The 15,496-nt window shown below is 61.6% G+C and carries 13 protein-coding genes; 5 read left to right on the top strand and 8 right to left on the bottom strand.

Translation table 11 applies throughout. The features are described from left to right. Nucleotides 1-56: 56 nt before the first annotated feature. Complete coding sequence (locus tag BM43_RS40090) at nt 57-458, top strand: hypothetical protein (RefSeq protein WP_144417620.1); 402 nt, start codon at nt 57-59, stop codon at nt 456-458. Nucleotides 459-550: 92 nt separating this feature from the next. Here BM43_RS40090 and BM43_RS02580 read toward each other — a convergent pair whose 3' ends face one another. From BM43_RS02580 to hisN, 4 genes are all read right to left on the bottom strand, one after another. Beyond that, entirely contained in the window at nt 551-1,609 is a 1,059-nt protein-coding gene (locus tag BM43_RS02580) for a helix-turn-helix domain-containing protein (protein WP_172535126.1), read from the bottom strand. Between the two features lie 1,120 nt (nt 1,610-2,729). Continuing rightward, nucleotides 2,730-4,334 carry a methyl-accepting chemotaxis protein gene (locus BM43_RS02575; RefSeq protein WP_036054113.1) on the bottom strand — a complete coding sequence of 535 codons (1,605 nt, stop codon included), beginning with the start codon at nt 4,332-4,334 and terminating at the stop codon, nt 2,730-2,732. 493 nt (nt 4,335-4,827) lie between these two features. Beyond that, nucleotides 4,828-5,598: a DeoR/GlpR family DNA-binding transcription regulator gene (locus BM43_RS02570; protein WP_036054114.1), complete on the bottom strand. Its 771-nt coding sequence runs from the start codon at nt 5,596-5,598 to the stop codon at nt 4,828-4,830. A gap of 44 nt (nt 5,599-5,642) precedes the next feature. After that, nucleotides 5,643-6,434 carry a histidinol-phosphatase gene (gene hisN / locus BM43_RS02565; protein WP_036054115.1) on the bottom strand — a complete coding sequence of 264 codons (792 nt, stop codon included), beginning with the start codon at nt 6,432-6,434 and terminating at the stop codon, nt 5,643-5,645. A 276-nt stretch (nt 6,435-6,710) separates the two neighbouring features. Here hisN and BM43_RS02560 point away from each other — a divergent pair, with 276 nt between their 5' ends. From BM43_RS02560 to BM43_RS02550, 3 genes are all read left to right on the top strand, one after another. Beyond that, nucleotides 6,711-7,727 (top strand): ABC transporter substrate-binding protein, encoded by a 1,017-nt coding sequence (locus BM43_RS02560; RefSeq protein WP_172535125.1) that lies wholly within the window; start codon nt 6,711-6,713, stop codon nt 7,725-7,727. A gap of 81 nt (nt 7,728-7,808) precedes the next feature. Then, nucleotides 7,809-8,825 carry an ABC transporter ATP-binding protein gene (locus BM43_RS02555; protein ID WP_036054117.1) on the top strand — a complete coding sequence of 339 codons (1,017 nt, stop codon included), beginning with the start codon at nt 7,809-7,811 and terminating at the stop codon, nt 8,823-8,825. Beyond that, entirely contained in the window at nt 8,822-10,507 is a 1,686-nt protein-coding gene (locus BM43_RS02550) for an ABC transporter permease subunit (protein WP_036056903.1), read from the top strand. Before BM43_RS02555 ends, BM43_RS02550 begins: the two co-directional genes overlap by 4 nt. 40 nt (nt 10,508-10,547) lie before the next feature. Here BM43_RS02550 and BM43_RS40085 read toward each other — a convergent pair whose 3' ends face one another. Further along, nucleotides 10,548-10,946 carry a hypothetical protein gene (locus tag BM43_RS40085; RefSeq protein ID WP_133167905.1) on the bottom strand — a complete coding sequence of 133 codons (399 nt, stop codon included), beginning with the start codon at nt 10,944-10,946 and terminating at the stop codon, nt 10,548-10,550. Nucleotides 10,947-11,084: 138 nt separating this feature from the next. Between BM43_RS40085 and BM43_RS02545 the strand changes: the two genes are divergently transcribed. Further along, nucleotides 11,085-11,447 (top strand): NirD/YgiW/YdeI family stress tolerance protein, encoded by a 363-nt coding sequence (locus tag BM43_RS02545; RefSeq protein ID WP_036054119.1) that lies wholly within the window; start codon nt 11,085-11,087, stop codon nt 11,445-11,447. A 39-nt stretch (nt 11,448-11,486) separates the two neighbouring features. Here BM43_RS02545 and BM43_RS02540 read toward each other — a convergent pair whose 3' ends face one another. The 3 genes from BM43_RS02540 to BM43_RS02530 all read right to left on the bottom strand — a co-directional run bounded on the left by BM43_RS02540 (nt 11,487) and on the right by BM43_RS02530 (nt 15,485). Continuing rightward, nucleotides 11,487-13,139: a trimethylamine N-oxide permease gene (locus BM43_RS02540; protein WP_036054121.1), complete on the bottom strand. Its 1,653-nt coding sequence runs from the start codon at nt 13,137-13,139 to the stop codon at nt 11,487-11,489. 174 nt (nt 13,140-13,313) lie between these two features. Next, nucleotides 13,314-14,180 (bottom strand): glycine betaine ABC transporter substrate-binding protein, encoded by an 867-nt coding sequence (locus tag BM43_RS02535; RefSeq protein ID WP_036054122.1) that lies wholly within the window; start codon nt 14,178-14,180, stop codon nt 13,314-13,316. A gap of 159 nt (nt 14,181-14,339) precedes the next feature. Beyond that, entirely contained in the window at nt 14,340-15,485 is a 1,146-nt protein-coding gene (locus BM43_RS02530; protein ID WP_036054126.1) for an FAD-binding oxidoreductase, read from the bottom strand. Nucleotides 15,486-15,496: the final 11 nt, after the last annotated feature.

The raw sequence follows: 15,496 nt of genomic DNA, 5'->3' as shown, positions 1-15,496 counted from the left end.
GCTGTTATCGCCTGCGTCCGAATCCGCCTCGTTGATGGCGGAACAAATCAAGACCGTTGCATGAATCCATTATTCGATCGATTCCACGAATCAATCGAAGCGCAGGCAAGTCGAAAACACCGCTCGCGCGCAACGGTTCATGCTCGCGTTTCAAGCGTCTGGACGATGCTTCGTCGGATATCACGAGGCATCACCGTTATGCGGCAGGCACAGGCCATGCCGACAGCCGAAAGCTCGCTCTCTGGATGAAAAGGACTGCCGATGCGCCGGCACGGATGGATTCCGGGAATTGCCGCGGCGACACCGCCTCCGATACCGGCGGCGAATCGATGCCGCGATGCCGTTTCAAAGCAGCCGGCGTCGGGTCGCTCCACGATTGCGGCAATTCCGGCCAGCTCGCAACAGGCAGGCGCGCAGATTCGAACATTTCCTGTTTCGCGACGGTATTGCCGCCATGACAGGAAACACCGACATTGGGAAATGGGCTTTTATTCGCGCAACGAAATCCTGCCGATCGCCCCTGGACGGTCGACGCATCCAGTTCGACGGACTAGGATGGCGCACGATTCATCCAGTTGCCGAGATCCGACGCGTAGAGCGTGTCAATCAACACGTCGCTGTTTTTTCGCGTGGCTGCCCGATATTCGGTTGGCGAAATCTGCAAGTGCTGACGAAACAGTTTTGCCATTCGATCGCCGCTTCCGAGGCCCGTCCGTCGCGCGACCTTGTCTGCCGGAAGGTCCGTTTCGATCAACATGCGACACGCCTTCTCGAGGCGGGTTTTCAGCACGAATTCGGTAGGCGTGACACCGATTTCGTTCTTGAAGCGCCGCAGGAAATTGCGCTCGCTCATTGCCGCGGCCTGCGCGGCGTCGGCAATGGAAATTCGATTCTCGCTGTTCAACCGGAGGTGATGCGCCGCCATCCGGATCGAGGCGCTGGCACGGGCGACGCGTGCACCGAACAGCACGTCGGTCAGTTTCCGGTTCGCACCGGAGACCATGCACATCACGATTTCCTGTGCGATTTCGTAGCCCATGTCCACCCGCACGATCGACAACGCATCCGAGAACGGGCCGTCGTCCTCATCGCCCGACGCTTCGCCGCCGGCGCATCCGGGGAACAAGCTGGCGCCGGCCCCCAAGGACTTTTCGCCTGCCTTTTGCGACAGATGGATTTGCTTGAGCAACTTTTGGCCGCCACCACTGCACCGAACCACGCGTGCGCGCTGGTGCGCATGTCTGACCCAGGTGATCAGCTGTTCGTTGAGCTCGCCCATACCACCCTGTCCGCTCAATACGAACATCGCATGCACCTTGCTCGCTTCCAGTGTGCGGGCCGCTTCCGTCCAGATGCCGACACCCGAGGACGAACGGACCGGCCCCCCATGGACGGAATACAAGCGCAATTCGTAATGGTCGTCCAATGTGCCTCTGGCCTGCCCAAGCTGATTGGCGAGTTCAAAAACGGCAGCCAGCTTGCCCATGTGCATGATGGAAAAACCCTCGAGCAACAGGACGATTACGCTTGCTCGTTGACGCTCAGTGCCCGCGCTTCTACCACGATTCACGCTTAACCCCGATGAATGATTCGGCACACTCTGCATCATTGCGACCCCTTAACAATTTCTTACATTTCTGTTTTATGCGCCGTAGCATAGGGGCGACCTTCGCCCGCCGATTTGCGAATGTCTGTTCTCGCCGTGTTGTTGTCGGAATCAATCAAGCCGCCAACATGACACTACTTATTGAGATTTGTCACATTCGGCGGAAATGCCTGCGTGAAGTTCAGGGGAAATTGATTTCAGTCAATGCATTGAAATTTGACGCGGAGTAGCAGACTTCATCTCGATACGAATAAGGACCAGCTGGGAACGACCGAGTGATTGCTCATTTCCGAGAGGATCGGAACGGAAGAAGGGACGGGATCGAGAACGTTTCAGCCGTACATGGCGGGATGCCGTGCGGCTTTCCGGATGGAGTGAATGGCGACATGGGCCACTGCACTGGTTAATCCTGCACCACTGCAAATGTTTGCGTCAAAGCCAAACGTCAGGAATTTCGAAGGATTGTGAGCGGTAACTGTCGGCGTCGTGCATGGTCGGCAAGGCTTGCCGAATTCGGATCGATGACACCGTGTTTACATTCGCCCACACAATGTCGATGCAACGCCCATCGGGAAATTTTCATGCAACTTCAATTGGAATTTCGACAGGCCGGTTTTCGTATCCCGACAAAATTTCGACGCAATGAAGATTTGCTAATATTTCGCGCGCAAACGTTGTCGGCGAAACGAATACGTTCGGAAGTGATGCCTCATCGAGGCGGGATTATCAGACTTCAGGCGTCATGCGGAATGCGCGTACCACCGATTGGTTCAATCCGGAGAGAGCCGGTACCTCCCGGCATCGAGTGCTTCGCAGCCGCGGTCATGTCCTATTAGGCGAAGTCAGGATGCATTCCATATTGGCTGCGACTTCGCGCATCATCGACGCGAGGTCGCCAGCGATCGCGCGACGCTGCCCACGGCCGTGTCGGCTCTCGACCGAAGGGCGTGCCGTGCGAGGCTGGCGAGGCGCTCGGTGTCGAGCCGGACCTAGTCGAGCGCGCGGCGAAAGTGCGCCCCGGTTCGACTCGAAAGCGGATCGGCTCGCGCGCCTTCCGGCGGCGAACCTGGACGAACGGACATCGGACTGCTGCAGAATCAATCCGCGATGCCAACGTGTCTACCTAGTTGTACACAGGACTGCGTAAGCCATCGCGGCTCCCCAGCCCGCCCGCCGCGCCAATCCTGAAGAATCTGACCGCATCGCGTAGCGTCGTGGCCTGCTCCGCCATGGCTTGCGCTGCCGCGGAGGCTTGTTCCACCAGCGCGGCATTCTGCTGTGTCACCGCGTCCATCTGGCTTACCGCGGTGTTCACCTGTTCGATGCCGGTCCCCTGCTCCTCGGACGCCGAAGCGATCTCACCCATGATGTCCGTCACCTGGCGCACCGACTTGACGATCTCGGACATGGTGGATCCCGCTAGATTGACCTGCTCGGCCCCTGCCGCTACGCGCTCGGCCGAACTTTCGATGAGATCCTTGATCTCCTTGGCAGCACTTGCGCTGCGCTGGGCGAGCGTGCGGACCTCGCCAGCCACGACGGCGAAGCCCCGCCCCTGTTCACCCGCGCGCGCGGCCTCGACCGCGGCATTGAGGGCGAGGATATTCGTCTGGAACGCAATGCCTTCGATGACGGAAATGATTTGGGACACCTTGCCCGAGCTTTCCGAAATCGACTGCATGGACTCGACAGCCTGGCTGACCACCGTCCCACCACGCACGGCCACGTCGCAAGCATTGGCGGCAAGCATGTTCGCCTGCTTCGCGCTGTCGGTATTCTGGCGGACGGTCGAGGTCAATTGCTCCATGCTGGCGGCAGTCTCCTCCAGCGAAGCCGCTTGCTCCTCGGTTCGTTGAGACAAGTCCAGGTTGCCTTGGGCGATTTCACCCGCGGAAGCCGTAATCGCTTCGGCAGACGATTGGATTCCGGATACGATGCCTCTGAGTTGCAGCCGCATGGCTTCCAGGGAAGCCATCAGGCTCGCGCGATCATCGTTCCGAGTGGGTGCCGAAACCGAGAGATCGCCCTGCGCTATGCGGGCCGCCACCTGGGCCGCCTCGGCGGGCTCGCCGCCCAATGATCGAATAATGCCGCGCGTGATGACCACGCCCAGCACGATCGCGAGAATGATCGTCACAAGCCCCGAGACAGCCAGCGACACCTTCGTCGAGGCACTCAGCGCCATGACATCGCCGGAGCGCTGGTCGAGCAGGATCTGCTCGGCGCCGTTGATTTCAGCCGACACCGCGCGGTAGCGATCCATGAACTGCTTGTCTTTCCCCTGGGTGAAATAGTCGACCAATGCGCTCTGCTGTTGGGTGCCTGCGTTGACGTCACGCCTGAGCGCGATCAGCTTCTGGTCGACGTCGCCGACCTCCTGGCGCAATTGCTGCAGCTCATCCAAACGCCGTTGCTGCGCGGCATTATCGACGGTGAGAGCGTGTATTACCTCATACGATTTCGCGAACTGGCTCTGACCGGTTCGATAGGGATCGAGAAATTTTTCATCTCCGGAAATCACATAGCCCCGCACTCCCGTCTCCATGTTGACCATGCTGGCCAACATATCGTCGTTGGCGCGCAGCACGCCATAGCTGTGGATATTCCATCCGTTGGCTTCGTTCAGGCGCAGGAAATTGATGATGGAGATCGCGCTGCCGAGCAACGATATGAGGATGACGACGCCAAAGGCGCCGGCAAGTTTTTGTCCTACAGTCAATTTCTTCATTGGCCTACCCCGATGTGGTTGTCGTTACATGCTATTTCGGCAAAAGAATCAATTACTGAAATAATTCAACGAAACGATCGAGTAGAAATTTTTCCCCGGCGTGCGCAAAAGACGTTTCCGCCGCGAATTGGCACCTGGCACCCAGTCATCGCCGGATCCGCAAACGGTGTCGCAAGTGAAATCAACTTTTCGCCGGGCCGAACCTGGATCCAGCGATCCCCTGGATTCCTCATTCGTATCCCAAACGCGGCCAGCACGCGTTCGCCGATGCGCGCCACGCCGGCTACCGGTTCGTCCAAGATCACGAAGGAGAAAGCGGCTCCTCGCAGCGCTGTCACGATGAATATGAGCGCGCGTCGGTCGACGGCTGCGATTTCGGAGACGTAATGAAGCGCGACACCCGCCGGCGCGGGGCGGCTTCCCGCGCCATCGGCGCAATCACCGCGCCGACGTGAACGGGCAGGCCGGATGCTCCGACCTGCGCGAGGTATGTTCAGACGTAGTCGATCGCGGACACCACCTGGTCCAACGCCTGTGCATGAGGCGATTTCGCCGCCCGGGTGTTCGTGACAATGGCCGAGATGCGCTCGATGGGACATGACACCACTCGGCTGCGCACACCGATCTTCGAATAATCGGCGAGGACAATGGTCTGCCTCGCGTTACGGCTCATGGCATCGGCCATCTCCGCCTCCTCCTGCACGAAGCTCGTCGCACCATGGAGCGCATCCACGCCAACCGGCGACAGCAAGGCGACATCGGCGTAGAAGCGATGCACCTCGGCGATCGCGGCACCTCCATACGTCGCGCCGATCGACGCATTGAACGTCCCGCCAAGCAGGTGCACCGAATGCCCCCCCGACTTCGCGGCGCGCTCACCGCTCAATTCGTTGGCGACGGCAACCGAGTTCGTGACGACGTGCAGCCCGCTCAGCGAACCGAGTGCTTCGGCAAGAATGGCCGTGGTTGTGCCCGCATCGATGAACAGCGTCTGACCGCTACCGATATAAGCCTGCGCTCCGCGGGCGAGCGCACGCTTTTCCTTCACGCGAATGCCCGCTCGCACGCTGATCGGCAGCTCGCTCTCCACGAGCATGGCGCCGCCATGCACGCGCCGGATTTCGCCCGCCGTCTCGAGTTCGACAAGGTCGCGGCGAACCGTCTCGCGCGAGACGCCGAGCGCTTGCGTCATATGCTCTACCGACACCGTGCCGTGCGACTTCAGCAGCGTGCGAATACGGCGATATCGCTCCTCAACCAACATGGACTGTCTTCCTCCTTCTTGCGTGTTCGGTCCAACTTCCGCGCTCACAGGCGACGGGTGAACTCGATGATCTGCGCATGCAGTTCGGGCGTAGCCGCGGCGACAATCCGCCCATCGCTTTCCATGCCGACCGCGCGGCCCTGCCAGTCGGTCACGCGCCCACCCGCAGCCTCCACGACCGGCACGATAGCCAGATAGTCATAAGGCTGCAAGCCTGCTTCGACGACGGCATCGACATAGCCCGACGCGACCATCGCGTAACAGTAGCAATCGCCACCGAACCGGCGGCTGGCGGCCGCGCGGCACACCGCTTCGAACACCGGCAGTTCATTGGCATCAAAGATATCCGGAGATGTCGCGTAGACATTTGCCGCCGCGAGACTCGTGCACCCGCTCGTGCGCAAGGCCTGACCCTGGACGTCGAAGGCGCCCGGCTCGCCGCCGATCCATCGTTCGCCGGTCACGGGCACATCGATGACACCGAGTATCGGTTCACCGTCTCTCAGCAGCGCGAACAGCGTTCCCCAGATCGGCCAGCCCGTCACGAAACTGCGCGTGCCGTCGATCGGATCGATAACCCAGACGTACCGTGCGTCGGTTCGCTCCCGCCCGTGCTCCTCGCCGAAAATGCCGTGCGCCGGGAAACGCTGCGCGAGCCGCGCGCGGATATGTGCCTCGATCTCGCGATCGGCAATGGTCACCGGGCTCTCGTCCGACTTGGTCTCGACATCGAGCTTCTTGCGGAAATAGCGCAGCGAGATCTCGCGCGCCTCGTCGGCGAGCTGTACTGCAAATGCCTCGAATCCGCCCAGCACGTCGTCGCTTTCCTGATTCATCTTGAACGCCCTCTTCCGGGGCAGCGCTGACGCTGCCGTGTCAAAAATAGTATGGCAAGCCCGCTCGCGAGCCAGGCGCGCGAAGGCCCGCTTTCGCGGTGACGCCATCATGGCAGCAGATATTTTTGATTGCTAGACCCAATGCCAATATTCTGCAAACATCCCCAAAACAACACATCATCGAGACATGGTCCGACACCGACGGCAACAGCACGCGCCTCGTGACGTTGTGGGGTTCCTTCTTCGGTCGCCTCTTACTCTTACAGGAAGAACGCAATGCGTATCCGCAAGACACTGACTTCGCTTTTCGCCCTCGGGCTGCTCGCGTGCACGATCTCGAACGCCGCCCTGGCCGGACAGATCACGGTGTACTCCGCACTGGAAAGCGACGAAATCGCCACGTACCTTGCCGCCGCGAAAAAGGCGATGCCTGATGTGCAGGTCAACGTCCTGCGCCTGTCCACCGGCGATCTCGCCGCGCGCCTCATCGCCGAATCCGGCGCGCCGCACGCGGATGCGGTCTGGGGCGAGGCGCTCACGAACCTGCTGGATCCGCGCATCGCGGACCAACTCGCGCCGGTGAGCGGCAAGACCATCTCCAGTCTGCCGAAGCAGTTCCGCGATCCGGCCGGCAAATGGTTTGCCGCAACGGGTTACATGGCCGCGCTCTGCGTGAACACCGAAGCGCTCGCCGCGAAGAAGCTTCCCATGCCGACCTCGTGGGAAGACCTCGCGAAGCCGGTCTACAAAGGCAATCTGGTGATGCCCGATCCGGCCTCTTCAGGAACGGGTTACCTGCAGATCGCGGCGATCCTGCAAGGCGCGGGGGAGGAAAGAGGCTGGCAGATCCTCAAGGGTCTCGGCGCGAATGTCGCGCAGTTCACGCCGTCTGGCTCGCAACCCTGCAAGCTCGCCCGCACCGGTGAATACGCCGTCGGCGCATCGTTCGCGTTCGTCGCCATGCAGTCGATCAAGGCCGGCTTCCCGGTGAAGATGGTGATTCCGTCGAAATATGTCGGTTACGAGCTCGAAGGCTCGGGCATGCTCAAGAGCTCGACGCATCAGGCCGATACCCAGCGCTTCCTCGAATGGGTCGCCTCGCCTGCCGCCGCGAAGCTCTACCAGCAATACAAGGAAATCGTCACGACGCCCGGCATCAAGCCGACTCCCGAACAGATCGCCGATGGCTTGCCCGCCGACGTCGCCAAGGTGCTGTATCCGATGGACTTCGCCGCTTCCGCGAAGATGCACGATGCCGTACTCAAACGCTTCAAGACCGACGTGATGCATTGAGCGCAATCGCGCGGTCCCGCATCCTGTCCATGTCCGGCGCAATGCCGGACAACCCCGCCTTGGCCACACTGGGAAGTCACCATGCATCTCACCGTATCCGATCTCATCAAGACATTTTCCGGGCACGTCGCGCTCGAACGCATTGATTTCGACGTGCGGGAGGACGAGTTCGTCTGTCTGCTGGGTCCGAGCGGTTGCGGCAAGACTACCCTGCTGCGTATCATCGCCGGGCTGCTCGATGCCGATGGCGGGAAGGTCATGATGGGCGAGCGCTCGTTGCTGGAGATTCCCGCGCGCGAGCGCGGCTTCGGCATCGTGTTCCAGTCCTATTCGCTGTTCCCGAACATGACTGTCGCGCAGAACATCGGCTATGGGATGAAAATTCGCGGCGAACCGCGCGCCCGGATCGAAGCGCGTTGCCAGGAACTGCTCGAGCTGATTCGCCTGCCACATCTTGCCGGCCGCTATCCGGGCCAACTCTCCGGTGGTCAACAGCAACGCGTCGCGATCGCGCGCGCCATCGCTGTCGATCCCGCCCTCCTCCTGCTCGACGAGCCGCTCTCCGCGCTCGATGCCCAGGTGCGCGTCGAAATGCGCCGGGAAATTCACGATGTCCAGCGCCGTCTGCGTATTCCCACCATCATGGTGACGCACGATCAGGAAGAGGCGCTTACGCTCGCCGACAAGATCATTTGCATGAATCACGGGCGCATCGAGCAGATCGGTTCGCCGCGCGAGCTGTACGAGCGCCCGCGCACGCGCTTCGTGGCAAGCTTCGTCGGCACGTCGAACCTGCTGCCGGCGTCATGGGTACGCGACGCGCTCCCCAACTTGATGCAGCACCATCCGGGCGGCGCCGATACCGCATTCGAGGCATGCGTGCGGCCCGAGGATCTCATGGTGTCGCCGTGTGAACATGGCGAAACGGCACCCGCGCGCGTGATCGAATCGATCTTCCTCGGCAGCACCACGCGCATACGCGTGCAGTGGTGTGGCCGCGAACTGCTCGCGGAACAAGCACGCGGATTGCCAATGGAAGCCGGTACGCCGGTTACCCTTTCCGTCGCCAATGATCGCTGCGCATGGGTGGCGGCATGAACGCCTCGCTCGCCGGCAAGACCGGCTCGCGCGCCGCGCGTACAAGCTTCACGATGGGCCCCGTGCTGCGTGTCGCGATGGTCGTGGTGCCGCTCGCCTGCCTCGCGCTCTTCTTTCTCTACCCGCTTGCGGTCATCGCGTGGCACAGCCTGCTGAATGGCAACGCAAGACTGGGACTGGACAACTACGTCGCCCTCTGGCGCACCCCCGGCATGCTCGATGCTGCGTGGCACAGCCTTGTGCTGAGTACCGCGACGACGCTCGTGAGCATCGTCCTCGGCTTCATGATCGCGTTCACCCTGCAACGCTCGCGCCTGCCTGCCCCGAACGCGATCCGCGCGACGCTGCTGCTCCCCATGCTCGCGCCTTCGCTGATGCAAGGCCTCGGCATGCTGTTCCTGCTCGGACGCAATGGCCTGGTACACAAGTGGACTGGCTGGGACATCGACATCTACGGCTTTTGGGGACTCCTGATCGCCGACGTGATCTATGCCTTGCCGCAGGCCGTGCTCATTATCGGCGCCGCCCTCGCACAATCCGACGCCCGCTACTACGATGCCGCCGATGTGCTCGGCGCTCGACGCTGGCAGCAATTCCTTGCACTCACCTTGCCGAACACGCGCTTTGGCCTGCTGTCCGCGGCCTTCGTCGTGTTCACCGTGACGATCACGGACTTCGGGAATGCGGTGGTGATCGGCGGAAACTATCACGTGCTCGCCACGGAAATCTATAACCAGGTTTCCGGGCAGATGAACTTCGGCATGGGGGCGGCAGTCGGCATGGTGCTGTTGCTACCCTCGCTCGCCTCGGTATATATCGAGCGCGTGGCCTCCCAGCGGCAATTCGGCGGTGCATCGGAAAGCCGTGTACCGGTGACTCCCGGCGTGAATCTCCCGCGTGACGGACTGCTCGGCTTCGGCTGCCTGCTCGCGCTGTTGCCGATCCTGGCGTCCGTCGCCACCGTCGTCTTTGCCAGCTTCGTGCGCTTGTGGCCGTACCGGCTCGACTTGACACTCGCCAATTACGGGGGCGAGTTGTCCGGCGGATATGGCGCAATCTTCACATCACTGGAAATCTCGCTCGCGGCCGCCGCGCTGGGCGTGGTGCTGTTGTTCTGCCTGAGCTACGGCGCGCGCAGCATGCCGGGCGCGGTATCGCGGTTGATTTACACCGTGGCCGTGTTGCCGGCCGCCGTGCCGGGGATGGTAGTGGGCCTCGCCTACATTCTCGCGTTCAATGGCGGGCCGCTGGGGACCTGGCTTTACGGCAGCGCCAGCGTTATCGTGCTCTGCAACTTCTACCACTACCACACGCAGGGTTTTCTGACGATGAGCACCGGATTGCGCGCAGCGCCGGCGGTACTCGAGGAGGTCGTGGATTGCCTGGGAGGGGGCCTGCGTCACGCACTTCAGGACGCCGTGCTGCCCTTCGTCGCCGCGACGGCTGTGAGCGTATTTTTCTTTCTGTTCATGCGCTCGATGGTGACGCTCTCGGCCGTCGTCTTTCTTGTCACTCCCTCGCTGAATCTCGCTTCGGTCGCCGTCATGCAGTTGGATGAAAACGGCTTCGTTTCACAGGCCGCCGCTTATTCCACCTGCATCATGGCAGTGACGTCGCTCGCTCTCGTGCTCATGCGCCTGGCCATGAAACGCCTGGTGATGCGACAGCATGTAGTGTCATGACGATTACATCGCCTTGCGACATGCGGCCGGAAACCAGCGATCAATGTCGATATTTACATATCAAATGGCAACCCAGCGCGACAATGCCGAAAACTGGCGTGCATGCCGAGATGAAAGTCACGAACAGCCTGTCGGATGTATGAAAAAAGAAATGGATGGCCACATGAGCGGAAATGTATGCATAAAATCCCAACATGACGCTGCATGTCGAGCGCTGCTTCGGGCGAGTCTCTAGGGATTGCACCGGCGTCCTCACATAGGCGTTGTGTCGCGAAACATGCTCACGTGTACTTTGGCTGGGGCAATTCTCGCCGGAATGACTCGGAATTTTTTTCCAAAAATAAGCGCATTTTTGTAACTCCTTGCCAATCGCATCGCCAAGCCTTGGAAGCCATGCAAAAAAAGTAGCTACGCCAGATGCCCCCTGTGAGGCACTCATTCTTACTCGTCCAATGTGGCGCCGTGCCGCTTCGACGTCTCCCGCCGATCTGCTTAATCTTCCGATTCCCGAACCCCGGCCACGGCTTGCCACGCGGCATCCCCAGCGCGACAGCCAGCCAAGAACAGGAAGAAGATCATGAAGCACTTCGCCGGAATCATGACAGTCGCCCTGGCCAGCCTGCTGGCTTCCAACGCCCAGGCCCAATACACCGGCCCTTCCGCGAACACCATCACCACCGTGAAGGACATCCTCGCAAACGGCTGGCACGACCAGCCCGTGCAACTGCAAGGCCACATCGTCCGGCATCTCGGCGGGGAAGACTACGAATTCGCCGACTCCACCGGCACGATCCACCTCGAGATCGACGACAAGATCTGGCGCTGGGTGCCGGGCAAGCCCGTCAACGAGAAGAACGAGGTGAAGATATTCGGCAAGTTCGAGCGCAAGGGCTGGGGTCACGCCAAGGTCGACGCCGATCATGTGGAGGTATTGCGCTGACCCAAATAAAAAGCGGAGCCCGAAGGCTCCGCTTTTTCATCAATGCCAGGCCAGGTAGTAAGACACCGCGATCGTCAGCGCCGCCACGATCAGCGCTGCATAAGGCAGCATCTCGTAGATGGAATGCCGTCGCGGCACCGCCAGTTCCATATCCTTCTGCATCTGCTTCGGGAACCGCCCGCGATCCTGCCAGTAATGGCGATAGAGGAACACCGGCACGATCAGCAGCATCGCGATCAGCCCATTGCGCAACGTTCCCTCGCCTTGCAGGTTCGCCCCCGCGCCCACATAAACAAGGTTCAGGTAACCGCAGATCGAGCCGGCCACCAGCAACCATGTCGGGCACTTGAACGGCCGCTTCCACTCGCCGCGATCCATGCGATGGATCCAGCCGGATTGCAAATTCAGGAACACGAAGATCATGTAGCAGACGTTCGAGATCGACAGCACCGTCATGTAGTCCGACATCATCAGCAACACGAGGTTGAAGCCGAGGTCGGTCCACATCGCGCGCGTCGGAGAACCGTGCTCGTTCACATGCGAGAGGTAACGCGGCAGCCAGCCATCGACCGATGCCTGGTACAGCGTGCGCGAGGACCCCATCATCGAAGTCATCACGATCAGCAGGATCGACAGCATCAGCATCACGACGATGGCATTGGCCACCCAGGCACCGCCGCCCACCATCTTCGCCATCGCGGCGGCCACGCCGGTGCCGTCGCCGATCTTCGGATCGAGCATCGCGCTGGTGCCGAGCGCGCCCTGGAAGGCCATCGGCACCAGGGTCATCACGATCAGGCACAACGCGCCGGACCAGAAGATCGCCTTGGCGGTATCGCGCGCCGGATCCTTGAATTCACGCGTGTAACAGACCGCCGTCTCGAAGCCGTAGGAAGCCCAGCCGGCCATGAACATCGCGCCGAGCGCCATCACCACGCCCTGCCCGTTCCAACTGCCGAACGTCGCCGCGGTGAGATTGCCCTGCGCATCGTGCCCGAGCGGGAGCAGCGGCAAGAGATGCGACATCGGCACATCGCCCGTCACGAACGGAACGATACCGACGATCAGCAAGGGCGTGAGCGATGCGATACCGAGAATGCGCTGCGTCTTGGCAGCCTTCGACGCCCCGCTGTGCTGGAGCCGGAACGTGATCAGCAGCAGGATCGTGGCGATCACGAAGGTCGCGTTGATGCGCAACGTGAGCCCAGGCTTGATGAAGCCGAGATTGGCGATGGTCAGTTGCCAGTGCTGGATCGCGGCATCGGCGGGGAACAGGGAGGTGAGCGCATAGCTCGCGGCCAGGCCGCAGCCGAGCGCCAGCATCGGGGACCAGGCCAGCCAGTTGCACCACACCGAAACCGGGGCGATCAGCTTGCCGTAGCGTACCCAACCAATCGCGCCGTACACGGACGCGCCGCCCGATTTATGTGGAAATAGCCCCGATATTTCCGCATAAGTCGCGCTTTGCAACAGGCCCATCGTGATTGCGCCAATCCATATGGCCCACGCGGGCTGGCCGACGGTGGCGCACACGCCGCCGATCGTGAACAGCACACCTGCCGGTACGCCGCTGGTGACCCAAAATGCATCTTTCCAACTGAGGCCGCGATGCAGTGAGCGGCCTTCTTCTGCATGTGAGATGGTCTTGTCGACCTCGCTGGTGCTGCGCGCGCGCAGTCCTGCTTGACTCATCCAGAACCTCCTAGTAAGAGTCCGCACAAGCGGCATAGTGTAACAAGCTTTTCACAAAATGCCTGGAAATATGCGGTTTTTCGAGCAAAACAATGCCCGTCCGACCATCGATCGGACGGGCATTTTTTACTTCGTTGTCTTGAATGTTGTTATCTTTCTGCCAGTCTCGCCGGCTTATTGCGCGCCGTCGGTCCAGCTCTTGACGCGGTCACCGTGCTGCGAAATCCACTGCTCGGCGGCCGCATCGGGCTTCGCTCCGCCCTGGATCGCCAGCATCACCGCATCGAGCTCACCCGGCTTCCACTGGAACTTCTTCAGGAAGGCCACCACCGGCTTCGCCTTGGTTTCCAGGTTCGGATTCGCGACGCTGTCCACGTGCTCGGCTTCGCCGAACACCTTCTTCGGATCGTCGAGGAAGCGCAGGTCCCACTTCGCGAACATCCAGTGCGGCACCCAGCCCGTCACGATGATCGGCCTCTTCGCGTTCTCGGCGCGCGCCAGCTCGGCCGTCATCGCGCTGCCCGAACTCGCCATCAGGTTGTACGACAGGCCATAGGCCTTGATCGCGTCATCGGTCTTGCGCATCACGCCGGCGCCGGCATCGATGCCGACGATGCGGCCGGCGAAGTCGGCCTTCTCGCCCTCGAGGTCGGCGATGCTCTTGGCCTTCACATAGGTCGGCACGATCAGGCCGATCTTCGCGCCCGGGTAGTTCACGCCGAGGTCGACCACCTTGCTCTTGAACTGATCCCAGTACGCGCCGTGCGTCACCGGCAGCCAGGCCGACAGCGTCGCGTCGAGGTCGCCGCGCGCCACGCCCTGCCACATCACGCCGGCCGCCACCGGCACCAGTTGCACCGGATAACCGAGCTTCTTCTCGATGATCTGCGCGGCCACGTTCGAGGTACCGACGCTGTCATCCCAGCCTTCCACGTAGCCGATCTTGATGGTCGGCTTGGTATCGGCGACTGCCGCGGGCGCCACGGCCGTCAGCAGCGCCGCGAAGGCGCCGCACCAGGCCAGCTTTCCGATGAAATTCATGGTCGATCTCCTTGGGGTTGTCCTGAGCAATCCGTAGCGTTGCTCTATGGGGTCTCTCTAGGTTCCGTAACCACAATTCCCCGGTATCGTCGTTTTCCGACACGTCCTTGCTCATACGCGACGCGCCGGATTTCCCGCGGTATTGCTCCGACCAGTGCCTTACTTGTCGACCACCAGATCCGACAAGGGCTTGCTGCAGCACAGCAGCACCATGCCCTGGTCGATCTCGCGCTGGCGGATGCCGCCGTTGTGCTTCATCTCCACCTGGCCCGACACAAGCTTGACCTTGCAGGTGCCGCACATGCCCTGCGAGCACGACGAAGGCAGGCGCACGCCGGCCTGGCGCGCGGCCTCGAGCACATGCTGGTCGGCGCCGCAGCTGATCTCGCGGTGGCTCCTGGCGAAGCTCACCGTGTAGTGCGTGGTATCGGGCACCGGCACGCCCTCCTCCACCAGCGTCTCCACCACTTCGGGCGCGGCCTCGTCGAGCAGCGTCTCGAACGAGAAGCTTTCCTCGTGATACTGCTTGCGATCGAAACCGGCTTCGTCGAGCAGGTCGCGCACGGCCTTCATATAGAGCGCCGGCCCGCAGGTGAAGATCTCGCGTTCCATGAAATCCGGCGCGATCAGCTTGAGCAACGGCAGCGAGAGATAACCCGTCACGCCGTGCCAGTTGGTACGCGTGCCGATCCGCTCGCAAACGAACGAGGTGCGGAAATTGGTCTGGTTGGCGGCGATCAGGTCCAGCTCGCGCGAGAAGATGATGTCGTCGGGCGTGCGTGCGCTGTGCACGAACACGATGTCGCGATCCTCGGCGAGATCGTGATGCGCGCGGCTCATCGACATCAGCGGCGTGATGCCGGAGCCGGCCGAGAGGAACAGGTACTTGCGCGCCGGATGCCGCGCGCAGGTGAATTCGCCGGCCGGGCCGAGAACGCGTACCTGCGCGCCGGCCAGCAGGTTGTCGTGCAGCCAGTTCGAGACCTTGCCGCCCGGCACGCGCTTGACCGTGATCGACAGCGTATGCGGCCGCGCCGGCGAGGACGAGATGGTGTAGCAGCGGTTGATGGTCTCGCCGTCGATGTCGAGCTCGAGCGTGACGAACTGGCCCGGCTCGAAGGCGAACGAGCGGCCCGAGGGCGAGCGGAAGAAGAAGCTCTTCACGTCGTGCGTTTCCTGCCGCACGTGGCAGCAGATCAGCGTTTCCTCGACGTCGCTCGTCCAGCGTTCCGGCACGGCGCGCCAGAATTCGGGCTGCGTCACGCGGCTGTCCACCGGTTCGAAGTTCGCGGCATCTCGCATCATGTCTTGCTCCG

It is taken from the genome of Burkholderia gladioli, from assembly GCF_000959725.1.
GTDB classification, from domain to species: Bacteria; Pseudomonadota; Gammaproteobacteria; order Burkholderiales; family Burkholderiaceae; genus Burkholderia; species Burkholderia gladioli.
The sequence above is the reverse complement of the archived record's forward strand: the minus strand, read 5'-3'. Positions and strand labels throughout refer to the sequence as shown.

What these genes read in the sequence shown, in the direction of transcription:
- BM43_RS02555 (WP_036054117.1), top strand. Translation starts at nt 7,809, where the DNA reads ATGCATCTCACCGTATCCGATCTCATCAAGACATTTTCCGGGCACGTC.
- BM43_RS02570 (WP_036054114.1), bottom strand. Translation starts at nt 5,598, where the DNA reads ATGTTGGTTGAGGAGCGATATCGCCGTATTCGCACGCTGCTGAAGTCG.
- BM43_RS40085 (WP_133167905.1), bottom strand. Translation starts at nt 10,946, where the DNA reads ATGAGTGCCTCACAGGGGGCATCTGGCGTAGCTACTTTTTTTGCATGG.
- BM43_RS02530 (WP_036054126.1), bottom strand. Translation starts at nt 15,485, where the DNA reads ATGATGCGAGATGCCGCGAACTTCGAACCGGTGGACAGCCGCGTGACG.
- BM43_RS02550 (WP_036056903.1), top strand. Translation starts at nt 8,822, where the DNA reads ATGAACGCCTCGCTCGCCGGCAAGACCGGCTCGCGCGCCGCGCGTACA.
- BM43_RS02575 (WP_036054113.1), bottom strand. Translation starts at nt 4,334, where the DNA reads ATGAAGAAATTGACTGTAGGACAAAAACTTGCCGGCGCCTTTGGCGTC.
- BM43_RS02545 (WP_036054119.1), top strand. Translation starts at nt 11,085, where the DNA reads ATGAAGCACTTCGCCGGAATCATGACAGTCGCCCTGGCCAGCCTGCTG.
- BM43_RS02580 (WP_172535126.1), bottom strand. Translation starts at nt 1,609, where the DNA reads ATGATGCAGAGTGTGCCGAATCATTCATCGGGGTTAAGCGTGAATCGT.
- BM43_RS02540 (WP_036054121.1), bottom strand. Translation starts at nt 13,139, where the DNA reads ATGAGTCAAGCAGGACTGCGCGCGCGCAGCACCAGCGAGGTCGACAAG.
- hisN (WP_036054115.1), bottom strand. Translation starts at nt 6,434, where the DNA reads ATGAATCAGGAAAGCGACGACGTGCTGGGCGGATTCGAGGCATTTGCA.
- BM43_RS02560 (WP_172535125.1), top strand. Translation starts at nt 6,711, where the DNA reads ATGCGTATCCGCAAGACACTGACTTCGCTTTTCGCCCTCGGGCTGCTC.
- BM43_RS02535 (WP_036054122.1), bottom strand. Translation starts at nt 14,180, where the DNA reads ATGAATTTCATCGGAAAGCTGGCCTGGTGCGGCGCCTTCGCGGCGCTG.